19 protein-coding genes and 6 tRNA genes are annotated in these 16517 nt (G+C 66.1%); 13 read left to right on the top strand and 12 right to left on the bottom strand.

From position 1 onward, the window contains the following. Window positions 1-39 precede the first annotated feature (39 nt). The 9 genes from aguA to DWG20_RS14885 all read right to left on the bottom strand — a co-directional run bounded on the left by aguA (window position 40) and on the right by DWG20_RS14885 (window position 3414). A complete protein-coding gene (aguA, locus tag DWG20_RS14925; protein ID WP_115434537.1) occupies window positions 40-1146 on the bottom strand; it encodes an agmatine deiminase in 1107 nt (368 codons plus the stop codon). Between the two features lie 83 nt (window positions 1147-1229). Next, a complete protein-coding gene (locus tag DWG20_RS14920; RefSeq protein WP_115434536.1) occupies window positions 1230-2150 on the bottom strand; it encodes a LysR substrate-binding domain-containing protein in 921 nt (306 codons plus the stop codon). Window positions 2151-2233: 83 nt separating this feature from the next. Next, entirely contained in the window at window positions 2234-2413 is a 180-nt protein-coding gene (locus DWG20_RS14915) for a hypothetical protein (RefSeq protein WP_115434535.1), read from the bottom strand. A 463-nt stretch (window positions 2414-2876) separates the two neighbouring features. After that, window positions 2877-2951: transfer RNA gene (locus DWG20_RS14910), tRNA-Glu, on the bottom strand. Window positions 2952-2957: 6 nt separating this feature from the next. Continuing rightward, a tRNA-Arg gene (locus DWG20_RS14905) sits at window positions 2958-3034 on the bottom strand. Between the two features lie 2 nt (window positions 3035-3036). Continuing rightward, a tRNA-Glu gene (locus DWG20_RS14900) sits at window positions 3037-3112 on the bottom strand. Between the two features lie 26 nt (window positions 3113-3138). Further along, a tRNA-Ala gene (locus DWG20_RS14895) sits at window positions 3139-3214 on the bottom strand. Between the two features lie 11 nt (window positions 3215-3225). Further along, a tRNA-Glu gene (locus tag DWG20_RS14890) sits at window positions 3226-3301 on the bottom strand. Window positions 3302-3338: 37 nt separating this feature from the next. After that, window positions 3339-3414, bottom strand: a tRNA-Ala gene (locus tag DWG20_RS14885). A 139-nt stretch (window positions 3415-3553) separates the two neighbouring features. On the opposite strand from DWG20_RS14885, the gene hpnC reads away from it, so the two are divergent. From hpnC to DWG20_RS14845, 8 genes are read left to right on the top strand one after another with little or no spacing between them, the layout of a single operon-like run. Next, window positions 3554-4366, top strand: coding sequence for a squalene synthase HpnC (gene hpnC, locus DWG20_RS14880; protein ID WP_115434534.1), 813 nt, complete (start codon window positions 3554-3556; stop codon window positions 4364-4366). Window positions 4367-4391: 25 nt separating this feature from the next. After that, entirely contained in the window at window positions 4392-5237 is an 846-nt protein-coding gene (gene hpnD, locus DWG20_RS14875; RefSeq protein WP_115434533.1) for a presqualene diphosphate synthase HpnD, read from the top strand. Continuing rightward, window positions 5234-6520, top strand: coding sequence for a hydroxysqualene dehydroxylase HpnE (gene hpnE / locus DWG20_RS14870; protein ID WP_115434532.1), 1287 nt, complete (start codon window positions 5234-5236; stop codon window positions 6518-6520). Before hpnD ends, hpnE begins: the two co-directional genes overlap by 4 nt. Further along, the gene (locus DWG20_RS14865; protein ID WP_115434531.1) at window positions 6510-7268 is read left to right on the top strand and encodes an SDR family oxidoreductase; all 759 of its coding nucleotides are present in this window, start codon (window positions 6510-6512) and stop codon (window positions 7266-7268) included. The genes hpnE and DWG20_RS14865 overlap by 11 nt, the downstream gene beginning before the upstream one ends. Window positions 7269-7293: 25 nt before the next feature. Further along, entirely contained in the window at window positions 7294-7827 is a 534-nt protein-coding gene (locus DWG20_RS14860) for a hypothetical protein (protein ID WP_115434530.1), read from the top strand. 8 nt (window positions 7828-7835) lie between these two features. Continuing rightward, on the top strand, window positions 7836-9197 hold the full coding sequence (gene radA, locus DWG20_RS14855) for a DNA repair protein RadA (RefSeq protein ID WP_115434529.1): 1362 nt from the start codon (window positions 7836-7838) through the stop codon (window positions 9195-9197). A gap of 13 nt (window positions 9198-9210) precedes the next feature. Next, complete coding sequence (locus DWG20_RS14850; RefSeq protein ID WP_115434528.1) at window positions 9211-9756, top strand: sigma-70 family RNA polymerase sigma factor; 546 nt, start codon at window positions 9211-9213, stop codon at window positions 9754-9756. Between the two features lie 10 nt (window positions 9757-9766). Beyond that, complete coding sequence (locus tag DWG20_RS14845; protein ID WP_115434527.1) at window positions 9767-9949, top strand: zf-HC2 domain-containing protein; 183 nt, start codon at window positions 9767-9769, stop codon at window positions 9947-9949. Window positions 9950-10079: 130 nt separating this feature from the next. Here DWG20_RS14845 and DWG20_RS14840 read toward each other — a convergent pair whose 3' ends face one another. Continuing rightward, window positions 10080-10427 carry a DUF2325 domain-containing protein gene (locus DWG20_RS14840; protein WP_115434526.1) on the bottom strand — a complete coding sequence of 116 codons (348 nt, stop codon included), beginning with the start codon at window positions 10425-10427 and terminating at the stop codon, window positions 10080-10082. A gap of 78 nt (window positions 10428-10505) precedes the next feature. Between DWG20_RS14840 and DWG20_RS16205 the strand changes: the two genes are divergently transcribed. Continuing rightward, entirely contained in the window at window positions 10506-10673 is a 168-nt protein-coding gene (locus DWG20_RS16205; protein WP_181880940.1) for a hypothetical protein, read from the top strand. Window positions 10674-10756: 83 nt separating this feature from the next. On the opposite strand, the gene DWG20_RS14835 is transcribed toward DWG20_RS16205, so the two are convergent. Both DWG20_RS14835 and DWG20_RS14830 read right to left on the bottom strand, forming a co-directional pair. After that, window positions 10757-11545, bottom strand: a complete 789-nt coding sequence (locus DWG20_RS14835) for a hypothetical protein (RefSeq protein WP_115434525.1) — start codon at window positions 11543-11545, stop codon at window positions 10757-10759. Beyond that, window positions 11542-13230: an ABC1 kinase family protein gene (locus tag DWG20_RS14830; RefSeq protein ID WP_115434524.1), complete on the bottom strand. Its 1689-nt coding sequence runs from the start codon at window positions 13228-13230 to the stop codon at window positions 11542-11544. The genes DWG20_RS14835 and DWG20_RS14830 overlap by 4 nt, the downstream gene beginning before the upstream one ends. A gap of 114 nt (window positions 13231-13344) precedes the next feature. On the opposite strand from DWG20_RS14830, the gene DWG20_RS14825 reads away from it, so the two are divergent. The 4 genes from DWG20_RS14825 to lolD all read left to right on the top strand — a co-directional run bounded on the left by DWG20_RS14825 (window position 13345) and on the right by lolD (window position 16505). Next, window positions 13345-14286: a C40 family peptidase gene (locus DWG20_RS14825; protein WP_115434523.1), complete on the top strand. Its 942-nt coding sequence runs from the start codon at window positions 13345-13347 to the stop codon at window positions 14284-14286. A gap of 67 nt (window positions 14287-14353) precedes the next feature. After that, entirely contained in the window at window positions 14354-14572 is a 219-nt protein-coding gene (locus tag DWG20_RS14820; protein WP_115434831.1) for a hypothetical protein, read from the top strand. A gap of 9 nt (window positions 14573-14581) precedes the next feature. Next, window positions 14582-15829 (top strand): lipoprotein-releasing ABC transporter permease subunit, encoded by a 1248-nt coding sequence (locus DWG20_RS14815; RefSeq protein WP_115434522.1) that lies wholly within the window; start codon window positions 14582-14584, stop codon window positions 15827-15829. Next, window positions 15822-16505 carry a lipoprotein-releasing ABC transporter ATP-binding protein LolD gene (gene lolD, locus DWG20_RS14810; RefSeq protein ID WP_115434521.1) on the top strand — a complete coding sequence of 228 codons (684 nt, stop codon included), beginning with the start codon at window positions 15822-15824 and terminating at the stop codon, window positions 16503-16505. Before DWG20_RS14815 ends, lolD begins: the two co-directional genes overlap by 8 nt. Window positions 16506-16517 lie beyond the last annotated feature (12 nt).

Genomic DNA, 16517 nt, shown 5'->3' with positions numbered 1-16517 from the left:
GGCTCGGCCAACGTTGGCCGAGCTTTTTCCTTGAACGGTTCAGCGGCGGCGGGCGGCGTACTGCGGCGAGGTGATGCACGCGATGTTGCCGCCGCCGAGCAGGATCTCGCGCGTGTTGGCGATGCCGACGACCTCGTGCGTCGGGAACAGGTCGGCGAGCAGCTGCTGCGCCGGTTTGTCGTTCGCGTCGCCGAACTCGGGGACGACGACGACGCCGTTGCCGACGTAGTAATTGATGTACGACGCGCAGATCGTCGTGCCGGCGACGCGCGCCATCGCCGCATCGCCGTGGTCAAGGCCGGCGGCTTCTTCTTCGGTCCATACGAGCGGCTTGGGCGCGTGCATCTTGTGGATCTTCAGCTTGCGGCCTTTGGCATCGGTGCTGGTCGACAGGATCGCGTATGCCTCCTGGTAGATCTCATACTGCGGGTCGCTCGCGTCGTCGGTCCACTGCATGACGACTTCGCCGGGGCGCACGAAGCACGCGAGGTCGTCGATGTGGCCGTCGGTCTCGTCGAACTTGCAGCCGCGCGGCAGCCAGATCACCTTGTCGGCGCCGAGGTAGTCGAGCAGCGTATCGGTGACGGCATCCTTACCCAGGTGGCCGTTGCGGTTGGCGTTCAACAGGCACTGCTCGGTGGTCAGGATCGTGCCTTCGCCGTCGCTCTGGATGCCGCCCATCTCGGCGATGAGCGGGCAGCGGTAGCGGTCGGCGCGCTCGGCCTCGAGGATCTTCTGCGCGATCTCTTCGTCCTTGTCCCACGGGAAGTAGAGGCCGCCGTCGAAGCCGCCGTAGGCATTGAAGCGGAAGTCGACGCCGCGCACGTCGCCGGAATCGTTCACGAGCCAGGCCGGGCCGCTGTCGCGGAACCACGAGTCGTTGACGCTCATCTCGAGCACGCGGATATGCGCGGGCAGCATGACGCGCGCATTGGCGTACTGCTGGGCCGACACGCAGACGGTGACCGGGTCGGTCTTAGCGATCGCGGCGGCGATGTCGACCCAGACCTTCTGCGCCGGCTTGCCGCCGTTGCGCCACACGTCGGGCCGTTCGGGCCAGCCGAGCCAGCAGCCGGCCTTGGGCTCGAATTCACCGGGCACGGTGAAGCCGTCGTCGCGGGGCAGGGAGGTAAGGGTACGCGCCATGAGGGTCTCCAGAGGGAGGCAGGCGGCGGGGCGCCGCTGCTCATGGACGTATCGTAGGGTTAGATTTTCTTACCGACTAACGATCAATTTTCGATGATCGGTGAGTTGGATTCACACAGGTACGGCGCGAGCGCGGGAAAGGCGAGGAAGGCGGCGAGGCGCGCGTCGTCTCGCTTGCGGCGTTCGTAGACGAGATAGTACTGGCCGGGCGACGGCACGCCGCCGGTGAAGGGGCGCACCAGGCGGCCGCTCTTGAGTTCCTCGCCGGCGGTCAGCTCGTCGGCGAGCGCGACGCCCGTTTTCAACAGCGCCGCCTCGATGGCGAGCCCCGAGTGCGCGAAATGCAGGTTTCCGCGCGGCGGCGCGATCTCGGGCGCGAACGCGCCGAGCCAGGTCGCCCAGTTCTTGCCGTCCTGGTCATCGTGCAGCAGGCGGTGGCGCGCGAGATCGGAAGGTTGGGCGAGATGGTTTTCCTGCTGCACCAGCGCCGGGTGGCAAACCGGGAAGAAGTCGATCGCCCTCATCGGCACCGCCCAGTAGCGGTCCCAGTCGGTCGCCGGCAGGTCGTAGAGCAGGGTGAGGTCGGCCGAAGGATTCACTTCGCGGCTGTCGCTGTCGTGCACCAAGAGGCGTAGCGTCAGGTCGGAGTAGCGGTCGGCGAATTCGGCCGCGATGCGCGTGAAGAGGCGGTGCGCGAGCTCGGGCGGCGCCGATAGCGTCAGGTCGCCGCGCATGCCCGGGTGGCTTGCGTCGGCGCACGCCTCGGCCATGATGTCGAGCGCCTGTTCGACCGCGTGCAGCATCCGCGTGCCGACGTGGGTCAACGCGACCTGCCGCCCCTGCTTCTCGAACAGCGCGACGCCGAGCGCGTCTTCGAGCGAGCGCACCTGATGGCTGATCGCGCTGTGCGTGACGAAGAGTTCGTCGGCGGCGCGGCCGAAGTGGCGGTGGCGGGCGGCGGCCTCGAAGGCCTTGAGGGCGCTGAGCGGCGGGAGTTTGCGCATATAAGGGACCGTCGTGGGCAGACGGCCCGATGATAGGCCAAGCGTCGCCGGCGCGGAACCGGCAGGCTCGGCCAACGTTGCAGCTACAGCCGGAAGCGGTCGACCGAGTGCTTGAGCGTGGCCGACAGCGTGTCGATGCGGCGCACCGCGCCGACCGTCTGGCCGGCCGCGCGCTGCGTGTCCTCTACCATGGCCGCCACCTGCTCGATATTGCCGGCCAGGGCGACGCCGGTCTGGCTCTGTTCGGCGGCCGCGGCGGCCACGCTGCGGATCTGCGCCAGGCAGTCCCCGGCCTGACGCGTCAGCGCGTCGAGCGTCGCCGCTGGCGCGCGCGGCGCTGCCGTCGAGCTGGCCCAGCTCGCGCGTGAGCGACACGGCGGTGCGCGACAGCTCGTCGGTGGCGCTGCGGATGCCGGCGATCATCGTGGCGAGCCCGGCGGATCACCCGGGAAACGCTTGCAGAACACGCCATGGCCGGTGACTGGGCGGGGCCGGTCTTGAGGCGATGCAGGGGGAAGGTCGAAGCGGCCAGTGCCCCGGTGACCGGGCGGGTGAGGTGCTGCCAGTGAATAGATGGCGCGAAGCGATCGGCCTTCCGGAAAAGTCGGTCGTCGGGATGCAGGCAGAAAAATAAAAAGCGCTCAAGATGGCTTGAGCGCTTTTGTGCGTATTGCTTAATTACTACCGACGAGTCTTAACAGCTGCTGTCCAACTCGTCGATTTAACTGGCGTCCCCACGGGGAATCGAACCCCGGCTACCGCCGTGAAAGGGCGGTGTTCTAACCGCTAAACTATAGGGACTGCGGGTGGTGCACCCGGAGCGATTCGAACGCCCGACCCTCTGGTTCGTAGCCAGATACTCTATCCAACTGAGCTACGGGTGCACTGGCGTCCCCACGGGGATTCGAACCCCGGTACCTACCGTGAAAGGGTAGTGTCCTAGGCCTCTAGACGATGGGGACGTCGTTTTTCTCTTTCGAGAAACTAATGGTGGAGCTAAGCGGGATCGAACCGCTGACCTCTTGCATGCCATGCAAGCGCTCTCCCAGCTGAGCTATAGCCCCACGGTGAACTGTGGCGTCCCCACGGGGATTCGAACCCCGGTACCTACCGTGAAAGGGTAGTGTCCTAGGCCTCTAGACGATGGGGACAAAACCGGTTCCGGAATAAACCAAAACCGTCAATCTTTGGTGGAGGTAAGCGGGATCGAACCGCTGACCTCTTGCATGCCATGCAAGCGCTCTCCCAGCTGAGCTATACCCCCACGGTGCCTTGCGCGTTTGTTGCGTTTCGCAAGTGGAGGCGGATTATAGGGAGGGGTTTCGGGCTTGTAAAGGGGGTTTTGCGAAAAAAAGGAAGGCCAGCTCGGTTATAATGTTGGGCTTTGGTTTCGGGATTCTGTCATGGGCGTCGGGCATTACGAGAACTTCCCGGTCGGCTCGCTCGCGCTGCCTCGCGCCTTGCGCGCGCCGGTGCACGCGATCTATCGCTTCGCCCGTACTGCCGACGACATTGCCGACGAGGGCGACGCCAGCCCCGAGCAAAGGTTGGCCGAGCTGGCCGCGTTGTCCGCCGAGCTCGACCGCATCGCGCGCGGCGAGGCGCCGCAAACGGCGCTGATGCAGGAGCTGGCCGCCGTTATCGAGAGACAGCGCTTGCCGCTCGCGCCGTTCTACGACCTGTTGTCGGCGTTCAGCCAGGACGTGGTCAAGACGCGTTATGCGACGTTTGCCGAGCTCATCGACTACTGCCGTCGCTCGGCCAACCCGGTCGGCCGGCTGATGCTCGCGCTCTACGGCGAGACCGACGCGAAAAGCGTCGCGATGGGCGACGGCATCTGCACCGCGCTGCAATTGATCAACTTCTGGCAGGACGTCGCGATCGACTGGAAGAAGGGGCGCGTGTATATCCCGCAGGAAGACCTCGCGCGTTTCCGCATCCGCGAAGAGCAGATCGCCGCCGGCGACGCGGGCGGCCTGTGGCGCGCGCTGATGATGAAAGAAATCGAGCGCGCGAGGGCCATGCTCGCCGCCGGCGCGCCGCTCGGGAAAAAGCTGAAGGGGCGGATCGGCTTCGAGTTGCGGATGATCATCCTCGGCGGCGAGCGCATGCTGCAGAAGCTGCACGAGTCGGGCGGCGACGTGTTCCACCAGCGCCCGGTGCTGAGCCGGCGCGACTGGGGGTATATGGTCTGGCGCGCGCTGCGGGCAAAATGACAATAGACATGGAGAGGAGTGGCGCGTGACGCCCGACGAGTATTGCGAGGACAAGACCGCGAAGAGCGGTTCGAGCTTCTATTACAGCTTCCGCTTTCTGCCCGACGCGCAGCGGCGCGCGCTGACCGCGCTCTACGCGTATTGCCGCGAGGTCGATGACGTCGTCGACGAGTGCAAGGACGAGGCCGTCGCGCGCGCCAAGCTCGCATGGTGGCGGCTCGAGCTGTCGCGGCTGTACACCGGCGCACCGAACCATCCGGTGACGCGCGCGCTGCAACCGCATATCCAGGCGTTCGACCTGCCCGAGGCGTGGTTCCTCGAGATCGTCGACGGCATGGAGATGGACCTCAACTATGCGCGCTACTCGGGCTTTTCCGACCTGTTGCTGTACTGCCACCGCGTCGCCGGCGTGGTCGGCCAACTGTCGGCGCAGATCTTCGGCTATCAGGACAAGAAGACGCTAAAGTACGCGCACGAGCTTGGTGTCGCCTTCCAGCTGACCAACATCATCCGTGACGTCGGCGAGGACGCGCGCCGCGGCCGCATCTATCTGCCGGTCGAAGAGCTCGAACGCTTCAACGTGCCGGCCGCCGACATCCAGAACTACCGCGAAACGCCCGAGTTCAAGGCCTTGATGGCATTCCAAATCGAGCGCGCGCTCGGCCATTACCGCCAGGCGTGGGAACTGCTGCCGGCCGTCGACCGCAAGCCGCAGAAGGTCGGCCTCGCGATGGCGGCGATCTACCGCGCGACGCTCGAGGAAATCAGGATCGACGGCCCCGAGCGCGTGCTGAACCAGCGCCTGTCGCTGACGCCGCTGCGCAAGCTGTGGCTCGCGTGGAAAACGGCGACCTTCGGCTACAAGGCGTGACGCGTCCAAGGATTGCTATCGTCGGCGCCGGCTGGGCGGGCCTCGCCGCCGCGGTAGAGCTCGTCCACTCCTGCGACGTGACGGTGTTCGAGGCCGGGCGGATGCCCGGCGGGCGGGCGCGCGCGGTCGAGGTGGACGGCGTGACGCTCGACAACGGCCAGCACATCCTGATCGGCGCCTATCGCGAATGCCTGCGCATGATGCGCGTGGTCGGCGTCGACCCCGACGAGGCCTTCCGGCGCCTGCCGCTGCAATGGCTGCAGGCCGACGGTGTCGCGATGCGCTGCCTGCCGCTGCCGGCTCCGCTGCATCTGGCGGCGGGGCTGCTGACGGCAAAGGGACTGACGTGGCGCGACAAGCTGGCGCTGGCGCGCGCGCTGTCGAAGCTCAAGAAAGAAAACTGGCGCGTCGACGACAAACTCACCGTCGCCGGCTGGCTGGAAACGCTCGGCCAACCTGCACGCCTGATCGATACCTTCTGGCGCCCCCTGGTGCTGTCGGGCATGAACACGCCGCTTGAACGTGCTTCGATGAAGACGTGTGCAAAGATGCTGCGCGACAGCCTCGGCGGCAGCCGGCAGGACGGCGAACTCTTGCTGCCGCGCGTCGACCTGTCGAGCCTGTTTCCGACGCCGGCGCTGGCCTGGCTCTCGGGACAGGGCGCGACGATAAGGCTCGGCCAACGTATTGAACGCATAGATGCATGCCAGGTCGGCGTGTCGGTCGACGGTGAGGCATTCGATGCGGTGGTCATGGCGGTCGCGCCCTACCACGCGGTGCGGCTCACCGACGAAGCGCCGTGGCACGACGCCGTCAAGCGCTGGCGTTTCGAGCCGATATATACCGTGTACCTGCAGTTTGCCCGCGCGCCGCGCTTGCCGTCGGCCATCACCGGCCTCGCGCATGGCACCGCGCACTGGCTGTTCGACAAGGGCGCGCTGACCGGCGAAAAAGGCTGGGTCGCCGCCGTCGTCAGCACCGCGGGCGACTTGGCCGAGCTGTCGCACGACGAGGTCGCCGCGCGCGTGCTGGCCGATATGCACAAGGTCGACGCCGGGCTCGGCCAAGCTTTGCAATCCCGCGTGATCGCCGAAAAACGCGCGACCTTCGCCGCCGAGCCCGGCCTTGCCCGCCCCGACGTGCGGCTCGGGATACAATACGCTTATCTGGCCGGTGACTGGATGCATCCGGATTACCCGGCCACGCTGGAAGGCGCGGTACAAAGCGGCGTGACCGCCGCCCGCGCCCTGATCGACGATTTGGGTGTAACTGATGAACGATAAAGAATTTGGCGCGAACCGGCTCGACGGCCGCGTGATCCTCGTCACCGGCGCGACGCAGGGCGTCGGCCGCGCGGCCGCGCTCGACTTCGCCCGTCGCGGTGCGACCGTGGTGCTGCTCGCGCGCAGCCAGCGCAACCTCGAGGCGGTGTACGACGCGATCGTCGCGGCCGGCGGTCCGGAGCCGGTGGCGATCGCGCTCGACCTGTTCACCGCGAGCGACGAAGAGTTTATGAACCTCGCGATGCAGATCAAGCAGACGCTCGGGCGTCTGGACGGCATCCTGCACTCGGCCAGCCATTTCTACGCGGCGTCGCCGCTCGTCGACCAGCGCATCGACGAATGGATGAACCAGTACCGGGTCAACACCGTCGCGCCGTTCGCGCTGACGCGCGCGTGCCTGCCGCTGTTGAAGGCGGCGCCGGACGCGTCGGTGCTGTTCCTCGGCGAGACGCACGGCCTGAAGGCCGGCCCGTTCTGGGGCGCGTTCGGCGCGTCCAAGGCCGGCCTCGTGTATCTCACCCAGGTGGCGGCCAACGAGTGGGACGCGTACCCGAACCTGCGTGTGAACCTGTTGGTGCCAGGCTCGATCGACTCGCCCTTGCGCACCCGCACCCACCCGGGTGAAGCGCGCTACGAGCGCGGCACGATCGCCGACCTGTTGCCGCACCTGACTTACTGGATCGGCGAGGACAGCGCCGGCCGTTCGGGCGAGATCATCGAACTCGACCTGCGTCCGCAGCAGGGCTGAGTCTCACAAGAACAAGGAGGGCGTCATGCGTAGCGCGCTGTGGTTGCCGATGCTGGGCCTCGTGGCCGGCTGCAACTGGATCAACAACGTGACCGGCCTCGGCAAGGACGCCAACAAGGCGGTCGGCGCGTCCTGCCGCCAGACCGGGCGGTCGCTCGAGGAGTGCTATCTGCGCAACCCGGACGCCGACAAGGCGCAGGTCTATTCGGGCTGGCGCGAGATGCACGAGTACATGGAAAAGCACAGGCTGGCGACGATGGAACCGCTGCCCGAGCCGGCGCCGCAGGGCGGCCCGCCCAAGAAGCCGGCGGACGGCAGGAATGAGACGTCCGTCATCAAGCCGGGCGCCCCGGTCACCCAGCGTTCACCACTGACCGACGAGGCGGCCGACAAGGCCGCAGAGGCCGACCCGCAGGTCGAGGCGGTACTGTCGGCGATCAAGCCCAAGGCGGCGCCCAAGCTCGACGGCGAGGCGAACGAGCAGGGCCGCATGCTCAACCTGATCCGCGAACTCAACCAGGGCCAGCCGGGCAAGACGCCGGGCCAGGCCAACAGCTAGGGCCGCGCATGGCCAAGATCAAGACCGTTTACAGCTGCAGCGAATGCGGCGGACAGAGCCCCAAATGGCAGGGGCAGTGCCCGCACTGCAACGCGTGGAACACGCTGACCGAGACCACGGTCGCGGCGCCGTCCGCCAACCCGCGCTTCCAGACCTGGACCGCCAACGCGAGCGCGGTGCAGCTCTTGTCCGAGGTGCAGGCCGAGGAGCTGCCGCGCACGCCGTCGGGCATCGACGAGCTCGACCGCGTGCTCGGCGGCGGCATCGTGAAGGGCGCGGTGATCCTCTTGGGCGGCGATCCGGGTATCGGCAAGTCGACGCTCTTGCTGCAGGCGCTCTCCAGCCTCGGCGCGACGAAGAAGGTGCTTTACGTGTCGGGCGAGGAATCGCCGCAGCAGATTGCGCTGCGCGCAAGCCGGCTCGCGGTCGACCCGGGCCGCGTGCATTTGCTGGCCGAGATCCGGCTGGAGACGATCCTCGCGACGCTGCAGGCCGAGGCGCCCGAGGTCGCGGTGATCGACTCGATCCAGACCTTGTACACCGAGGCGGTCACCTCGGCGCCCGGCTCGGTGAGCCAGGTGCGCGAGTGCGCGGCGCAGCTGACGCGCGTCGCCAAGCAGACCGGTACGACCATCCTCTTGGTCGGCCACGTGACCAAGGAAGGCGCGATCGCCGGCCCGCGCGTGCTCGAACACATCGTCGACACTGTGCTGTACTTCGAGGGCGATGCGCACTCGAGCTACCGGATGATCCGCGCGATCAAGAACCGCTTCGGCGCCGCCAACGAGCTCGGCGTGTTCGCGATGACCGAGAAGGGGCTGAAGGGCGTGTCGAACCCGTCGGCGATCTTCCTGTCGTCGTACCGCGACGACGTGCCGGGTTCCAGCGTGCTGGCCACCCAGGAAGGGTCGCGGCCCTTGCTGGTCGAGATTCAGGCGCTGGTCGACGACGCGCACGGCTTCCAGCCCAAGCGGCTGACCGTAGGCCTCGAGCAGAACCGGCTCGCGATGCTGATGGCGGTGCTGCACCGCCACGCCGGCGTCGCGTGCTTCGACCAGGACGTGTTCCTCAACGCGGTCGGCGGCGTGAAGATCGGCGAGCCGGCGGCCGACTTGGCCGTCGTGCTGGCTATGGTGTCGTCTTTGCGCAACCAGCCGCTGCCGGAAAAGATGGTGGTGTTCGGCGAGATTGGTCTGTCGGGCGAGGTGCGGCCGGTCGCGCGCGGCCAGGAAAGACTCAAGGAGGCCGCCAAGCTCGGCTTCACCCGCGCGATCGTGCCCTCGGCCAACCGGCCGCGCCAGGCGATCGAAGGCATGGAAGTGATCGGCGTCGAGAGGTTGGCCGAGGCGGTCGACTACTGCCGCGGCTGAAAGGGAAGCAGGAATGGCGACACCGGAAATGATCGAGGCCGAGCGCGACTACCTGTTGCGCTATGCGCTCGCCCAGTTACGCGACCGCGGCGCCGCCGAGGAGGTGGTGCAGGAGACCCTGCTCGCCGCGCTCGAATCGCTGGCGAGCTTCAAGGGCGCGTCTTCCTTGCGCACGTGGCTGACGTCGATATTGCGCTTCAAGCTGCTCGACACCTTGCGCGCCAAGAAGCGCGACGAGCGATTCGAGCCGCTGCCCGACGAAATCGACGACTCGGACTTCGACGGCCTGTTCGACCGCTCCGGCCGCTGGCGCGAGCCGGTCAAGGCCTGGGGCCAGCCGGAACAGGAGCTGATCTCGCGCGAATTCTGGGCGGTGTTCGAGCGCTGCTCGGAGGCGATGCCGCGCCGTACCGCGATGGTGTTCGTGATGCGCGAGATGATGGGGCTCGAAATCGCCGACATCTGTAAGCAACTCGAGATCAGCGCGACCAACTGTTCAGTGCTGCTGTACCGGGCAAGGATGAGTCTGCGCGAATGTTTTTCCATCCGCTGGCTGTAGGGGAAGATTGATGATGATGAGTTGCCGGGAAGCGAGCCGGCTGATTTCGGCCTCGCTCGACCGCCCGCTCTCGAGATGGGAGCAGGGCAAGCTGCGTTTCCACCTGTTCCTGTGCGTGAACTGCCGCGAGTTCACCAGGCAGATGCGGCAGATCCGCGTCGCCGCGCGACGCGCCGGAAACGGCGAGGTCTGAACGCAGGGAGCGCTGAGAGCGCCTGGTGGCGCTTTGAGGGGACGAAAATACGCAAACAGGTTGGCCGAGCTTTAGTGCTCGGCCAACCTGTTTGCGTTCTGCCGGGGCCTAAAGCGCGCGACGAGCGCGCTCACTTGCGGCCTTTTTTCTTCGCGGCCGCGTTCGGGCAGGTGGCGCACCGGCCGGCCTCGCCGAGGCCGCAGCCTTCGAGCGTCTGCTTGAGCGCGCACGCCGAGCGGCGGCAAGCGATGAAGCGGATGTTCTCGGCGTTCGCGAGTTCGCGGAAGTGCTTCATCACGTTGTGGCCGAGAAAGTCGGTGAACAGGATCAACAGATCGGTCCCGGCCGGCAGGCGGTCGACCTTGCGCTGGTGCGAGCTGTTGCGACCGGTCAGATGCCGGTGGATGTCGATGCCGAAGCCGTTCAGCACGTCGGGAATGTTGCCGAGTTGATCGGCGCCTACCAGCATGGCTTTCATGGGCTGCTCCTTGTGAGGTCGTCCGCTGATCGAGTTAATGATAATAACTCTCATTTTTGTTGGCAAGCACATTATTCCATGTGGAATGACTTGCGTGCCTCACAAGGTAAGAAGCCTGGCGGCATAGCGTCCAATACGGGTTTCTTATATCGAAATAATTATGAAAAATTATTAAAAATAACCATTGGATATAAAAATCGCCTCGGCACGGGCGGCAAGGAGAATGGAGCTTTGCTCAAGTTTTGACGTGCGTGGAGAGCCAAAAAGAGACAGGGGGAGGAAAGGGGGGAGGAAAGGCGTGTGGCGCGGCGGCGACACACGCCGCAAGCCTAGGGTAAACGCGTGATGCGCAGACGCACCTGGCGCGCGACGTTGGCGCGCGCCGCGCCGGCGCCGAACAACACGACCTCGCGGCCGCGATTGTCCTGACCGACGCCGCCGAGGACTATCCAGTCGCCGAGCCTGCCTTCTACCGTGGTCGCGAGTCGTGACGCGTCGAGCGTACGGCCGCGGAAAGCGTCGTCGCGCGTGGCGATGTCGACCAGCACCCGGTCGCCGCCGGCCAGCCGCGGCCGGACGTGAAAGCCGCGGATCGCTTCGCGGTAGTCGATGCCGCCGATAGGGCCGCGCGGGCCTACCACCTGCCACGGCAGCGGCCGGCTGTCGGACATCGCGATATAAGCGCTGCGATTGTCTAGCAGCCTGAGCGTCAGGCGACTGTCGGCGCGGCTGTCGCGTCCCTTGGCACGCAGGTCGACGCCGTCACCGGTGCCGATCTCGACGTCGCTGCCGCTGATCTTGCCTCCCCAGTCGATGGTGGCCGAGCCGCCGCGCCTGCTGCTCTGTTGTTCCACCTCCACCAGCAAGGACACCGGACGCACGTCGAGCGAGGACACGATCTGGCGCAGTTGTGCGGCGCGGGCCGGGCTGACGTCGAGGATCAGCCGGTTGTCGAGCGCGCTGGCCGACTCGTCGGCCCTAAGGTGCGGCGCGAGCGCGTCGGCGACCTCGTTCGCATCGCGCCAGTTGAGCGTGATCACTTCGATCGCGAGCGCGGCTTGGCCGAGCCCGAGTGCGAGCAGCAGCACCAGGCTGCATTTAAGGGCGGGCGTTTTCATGGCCATTCCTTGCCGGCGCGCCAGATCGACCACAGCAGCCAGACGCTGTTGAAGAAGGCGACCATGAAGCCCATGAAGCCGAAGAAGGGCAGGCCGAACAGCTTCGGCCCGGCGTCGACCGTGATCACGATCGCCGAGCCGATGATCAGGCAGCCGGTGACGATGCCCATCGTCAGCCGGTTGGAGCTCTTGTCGAGTTGGCGGCCGAACTGGTCGAGGCGTTGGAGGTCGAGGTTGACGCGGAACTTGCCGTGGCGCACGTCCTTGCCGATGCGGATCAGGTCGCGCGGCAAGGACGCGAGCATCGACACCGTCTCGGCCATCGTGTGCTTGCCGCGCTGCAGCAGCGCCTTCGGATGATAGCGCTCGACCATCAGCTGGCGCACGAAGGGCGTGATGTGCTCGACCAGCTGGAAATTCGGGTCGAGCTGGCGGCCGAGGCCCTCGAGCGTGATCAGCGCCTTGAATAGCAGCGTGAGTTCCGATGGCAGCACGATCGAGTGCTCGCGCACCAGCGCCATGATGTCGTTGATCAGCTGGCTGAGGTTGAGGTTCTTCAGCGGCACATGCTCGTAGGCGAACATAAACTCGCCGATGTCGTAGGCGAACTTGGTCTCGTCGACCGGGCTGCTGCCGGTCCATTCGATCAGCACGTCGAGCATCGCGCGCTCGTCACGGTCGGCGAGCGCAGCCAACAGGTCGACGATCTCGTCGCGCCGCGCGTGCGATAGCCGGCCGACCATGCCGAAGTCGATGAAGGCGAGCCGGTTTTCCGGCAGGAAGAACACGTTGCCCGGATGTGGGTCGGCGTGGAAGAAGCCGTTGACGAGGATCATGCGCAGCACCGCGTCGGCACCGCGCTTAGCGAGCAGCACCGCGTCGAGCCCGGCGGCGGCGACCTCGCCGAGCTGGGTCGCCGGCAGCCCGTCGACATAGTCCTGCACGTTGACCGCCGCATTGGTATACGGCCAGTACACGCGCGGCACGGTGATGTCGATATCGTCGGCGAAATCGCGCCCGAAGCGATCCATATTGCGCGCCTCGACGGCGAGGTCGAGTTCGCGGTGCAGCGAGCGCGCGAACTGGTTGACGATCTCGGTCGGCTGGTAGCGGCGGCTGTCGGGGAATTCGAGTTCGACCAGGTAAGCGATGTGGCTGAGGATGCGCAGGTCCGCCTCGACCTTGTCGACGATGCCCGGCCGGCGCAGTTTGACCGCGACCACCGTGCCGTCCAAGAGCTCGGCGCGGTGCACCTGCGCGATCGACGCCGAACCGATCGGCGCGTTGTCGAAACGGCTGAAGATGTCTTCCAGAGGTTGGCCGAGTGCGCTGGCCAACAAGCGGGGGACGTCGGCCGGCGGAATCGGCGGCACACGGCTCTGCAGTTTTTCGAACTCGGCGATCCAGTCGGGCGAGAACACGTCGACGCGGGTCGACAGGATCTGGCCGAGCTTGATGAAGGTCGGGCCGAGCTCCTCGAACGCGAGCCGTAGGCGCACCGGCGTCGGCAGGCCGGCTTCCGCTTCGGCCGCCTGCGACAGGTGCAGCCATTCGCCGGCCTTTTCCAGCGCGCGGGGCAGGCCCAGCCGCTGCGTGAATTCGCCGAGGCCGTGTCGTATCAGAACGCCGCTGATTTGTTTCAAACGCGGCAGGTCGCGCATGGCGATCAGGGTTTCGCGGAGCATGGATGATTCCGTGGCCGATCGTTACCATCCCCTGTCAGACAAGGGTCTGACGGCAGCATAACATGCCGGCGGGCCGGCTTTACACGCCTAGCCTCGTTGGTTAGAGTGCGGTCTATGAAATTGCACCTGCGCTTACTCGCTGCGCTGCTGGCCGCGTTCATGGCCTGCGCCTACGCGGCACCAGACAAGTCCCAGGGCGACGACGACCCGATTTCCCGATTCTCCTCGCCCGGAGAAGAGGCGGTGGGCGACCTGTTGCTGCAGGCGATGAGCCTGATCGGCGTCGCCTATCGTTTCGGCGGCAGCACCCCCAGTTCCGGCCTCGATTGCAGCGGTTTTATCCAGTATGTGTTCCAGAAGTCGCTAAAGGTGAACCTGCCACGCACCGCCGCCGAGATGGCGCGCGTCGGCAAGCCGGTCGACAAGGGCGAACTTGTGCCCGGTGATCTGGTCTTCTTCAACACGCGCGGCTTCGCCTATTCCCATGCCGGCATCTATATGGGCAACGGGCGTTTCATCCATTCGCCGCGCACCGGCAAGAGCGTCGAGATCACCAGCCTGAACATCGGCTACTGGACGCAGCGCTACAACGGCGCCCGTCGCGTGCAACGGGGCTCGGCCGCGAGCGAGCTGACCGAGAAGCCGGCGCGGGTCGAGCGGGCCGAAAAGCCGGTGCGCGAGCGCGAAACGGTCGCCGTCTCGCCGGCAAGGTATGAGGCCGAACCGAGGCGGCTCGTAGAATCGAAGAAGGCTGGGTCCCAGAAGCCGGAATCGAAGGCCGAATCGCGCTACCGCAAGGTCGACAAGGCCGAGGCTGAACCGGTCAAGTGCAAGAAGGGCCGGCGCTGCCCCGCGGTAAAGGCGGACGTCGCCGACGCGCCCAAGAGCAAGAAGAAGGGCCGCGAAAAGGACCCGCCCGAAGAAAAAAGCACGAGGCAATCGAAGAAGAGGTCCGCCGAGAAGTCGAGCGAGAAGAGCACGAACTCGAAGAAGGGCGGCAAGGACAAGCCGGAGACAGGCCGTCACAAGAAATCCCAGCCCAGCAGCCGCGGCTAGTGGCACGAAGATGAACCCCGCGATGCCCGCAAGAGCGGGCATCGCCGTTTTGAAGCACGATATTACGATGAGCAGCAATCTCGATTTGCCGGTTTGGCGCGATCCGCAGGGCAACACCGTCGCCTGCGTGGAAAAGATCAAGGTGATGCGCGAGAACCTCGAGGAGCTGGCGCAGCTGGCGCAGGACGCATTCGAAGACGCGATCCTGATGGGCTGCGACGAGACCCAGGTGCGCGAGGTTCTCGTGCAACTGATGCAGCGCCTCGAAAACCCCTACCAATCCTGAAGGGCCCGCATGTCCCTCCCGTTCGAGGCCTTCATCGGCCTGAGATATCTGCGTGCGCGCCGCCGCAATGGTTTCATTTCCTTCATTTCGCTGGTGTCGATGATAGGCATCGCGCTCGGCGTCGCGGCGCTCATCATCGTCTTGTCGGTGATGAACGGCTTTCAGAAGGAAATCCGCGGCCGCATCCTCGGTGTCGCGTCCCACCTCGAAATCAGCACCTACGACGCCAGGCTTTCCGACTGGCCGGCGTACGTCAAGTTGGCCGAGCGCGAGCCCGAGGTGCGCGCGGTCGCGCCCTTCGTCAACGCGCAGGGCCTGTTGACGTCGCGCGGCGTGGTGCGAGGCGCGCTGGTGCGCGGGGTCGAGCCGGCGCGCGAGGACAAGGTGGTCGAGGTCGGCCAGAAGATGCTATCCGGGCGCCTTGCCGACCTGAAACCGGGCGGCTTCGGCATCGTGCTCGGCGTCGAACTGGCGCGCCAGCTGGGCGTCTCGGTCGGTGACAAGGTGACGCTGTTGACGCCGCAGGGCAACGTGACGCCGGCCGGGCTGATGCCGCGGCTCAAGCAGTTCACCGTCGTCGGCGTGTTCAAGGTCGACATGTTCGAGTTCGACTCGTCGCTGGCGATGGTCGATCTGAAGGACGCGCAGCTCTTGTTCCGCATGGGCGACGCGGTGTCCGGCGTGCGGCTGAAACTGTCCGACCCGATGCTCGCGCCCGACCTGAAGATCAGGCTGGCCGGCAAGCTGCCGCCCGAGGCGACGGCGACCGACTGGTCCGACATGAACGCCAACTACTTCCGCGCGGTGCAGATCGAGAAACGGATGATGTTCATCATCCTGACGCTGATCGTCGCCGTCGCGGCGTTCAACCTGGTGTCGACGCTGGTGATGGTCGTCACCGACAAGCAGGCCGACATCGCGATCCTGCGCACGCTGGGTGCGAGCCCGGCCAGCATCATGAAGATCTTCGTGATCCAGGGTTCGGTGTCCGGCATTCTCGGCACTTTGTCGGGCGTCGCCGGCGGGGTGCTGGTGGCGCTGAATCTGGACATTATTGTCCCGGCGATCGAACGCGTGCTCGGCACCAAGCTGATCTCGGGCGACGTCTACCTGATCGACCACCTGCCGTCGCAGGTGCTGTCGGGCGATGTCACCACGATTGCGCTGATCTCGCTGGTGCTGTCCTTCCTCGCCACCCTGTATCCGAGCTGGCACGCCGCGCGGCTGCAGCCGGCGGAGGCATTGCGCTATGAATAGTCCGGTACTCGAGGCCTTCGGCCTCGCCAAGACCTATGAAGAGGGCCGGCGCGCGCTGACCGTGCTGTCCGGCATCGATCTGAAGGTGGACAAGGGCGACATGCTCGCCGTGGTCGGCGCGTCCGGCTCGGGAAAAAGCACGCTGTTGCACCTGTTGGGCGGGCTCGATACGCCGACCCACGGCCGCGTCACGCTGTCGGGTGAGGATCTGTACACGCTGTCGGAAAAGCGTCGCGGCGAGCTGCGCAACCGCGACCTCGGCTTCGTCTACCAGTTCCATCACCTGCTGCCCGAGTTTTCGGCGCTGGAAAACGTGATGATGCCGCTGTTGATCCGCCGCATGTCGCGCGACGACGCGGCCCGCGCGGCGGGCGAAATGCTGACGCGGGTCGGCTTGGCCGCGAGGTTAGAACACAAGCCGGGCGAGCTGTCCGGCGGCGAGCGTCAGCGCGCGGCGATCGCGCGCGCCCTGGTCACGCGTCCGGCCTGCCTGTTGGCCGACGAGCCGACCGGTAACCTCGACCGCGGCAACGCCGATGCGGTGTTCGAACTGATGCTGGAATTGAACCGTAGCCTCGGCACCGCGCTCGTCATCGTCACCCACGACCACGACCTCGCCGCCCGCACCGGCCGCGTGCTGCACCTCTCTGAAGCGGGCTTGTCGGAGCAAGGCTGAAAGCCTGGCCGA

The sequence above is a fragment of the Crenobacter cavernae genome (assembly GCF_003355495.1).
GTDB lineage: Bacteria > Pseudomonadota > Gammaproteobacteria > Burkholderiales > Chromobacteriaceae > Crenobacter > Crenobacter cavernae.
This window is presented reverse-complemented; position numbering and strand designations above follow the sequence as displayed.

Bases quoted from the DNA above. Each gene is read 5' to 3' on its own strand.
- DWG20_RS14860 (WP_115434530.1), top strand. From the start codon at position 7,294: ATGCGTAGCGCGCTGTGGTTGCCGATGCTGGGCCTCGTGGCCGGCTGC.
- DWG20_RS14865 (WP_115434531.1), top strand. From the start codon at position 6,510: ATGAACGATAAAGAATTTGGCGCGAACCGGCTCGACGGCCGCGTGATC.
- DWG20_RS14920 (WP_115434536.1), bottom strand. From the start codon at position 2,150: ATGCGCAAACTCCCGCCGCTCAGCGCCCTCAAGGCCTTCGAGGCCGCC.
- DWG20_RS14820 (WP_115434831.1), top strand. From the start codon at position 14,354: ATGAGCAGCAATCTCGATTTGCCGGTTTGGCGCGATCCGCAGGGCAAC.
- DWG20_RS14815 (WP_115434522.1), top strand. From the start codon at position 14,582: ATGTCCCTCCCGTTCGAGGCCTTCATCGGCCTGAGATATCTGCGTGCG.
- radA (WP_115434529.1), top strand. From the start codon at position 7,836: ATGGCCAAGATCAAGACCGTTTACAGCTGCAGCGAATGCGGCGGACAG.
- DWG20_RS14825 (WP_115434523.1), top strand. From the start codon at position 13,345: ATGAAATTGCACCTGCGCTTACTCGCTGCGCTGCTGGCCGCGTTCATG.
- DWG20_RS14845 (WP_115434527.1), top strand. From the start codon at position 9,767: ATGATGATGAGTTGCCGGGAAGCGAGCCGGCTGATTTCGGCCTCGCTC.
- DWG20_RS14830 (WP_115434524.1), bottom strand. From the start codon at position 13,230: ATGCTCCGCGAAACCCTGATCGCCATGCGCGACCTGCCGCGTTTGAAA.
- DWG20_RS14835 (WP_115434525.1), bottom strand. From the start codon at position 11,545: ATGAAAACGCCCGCCCTTAAATGCAGCCTGGTGCTGCTGCTCGCACTC.
- hpnC (WP_115434534.1), top strand. From the start codon at position 3,554: ATGGGCGTCGGGCATTACGAGAACTTCCCGGTCGGCTCGCTCGCGCTG.
- aguA (WP_115434537.1), bottom strand. From the start codon at position 1,146: ATGGCGCGTACCCTTACCTCCCTGCCCCGCGACGACGGCTTCACCGTG.
- lolD (WP_115434521.1), top strand. From the start codon at position 15,822: ATGAATAGTCCGGTACTCGAGGCCTTCGGCCTCGCCAAGACCTATGAA.
- DWG20_RS14840 (WP_115434526.1), bottom strand. From the start codon at position 10,427: ATGAAAGCCATGCTGGTAGGCGCCGATCAACTCGGCAACATTCCCGAC.
- DWG20_RS16205 (WP_181880940.1), top strand. From the start codon at position 10,506: ATGTGGAATGACTTGCGTGCCTCACAAGGTAAGAAGCCTGGCGGCATA.
- DWG20_RS14850 (WP_115434528.1), top strand. From the start codon at position 9,211: ATGGCGACACCGGAAATGATCGAGGCCGAGCGCGACTACCTGTTGCGC.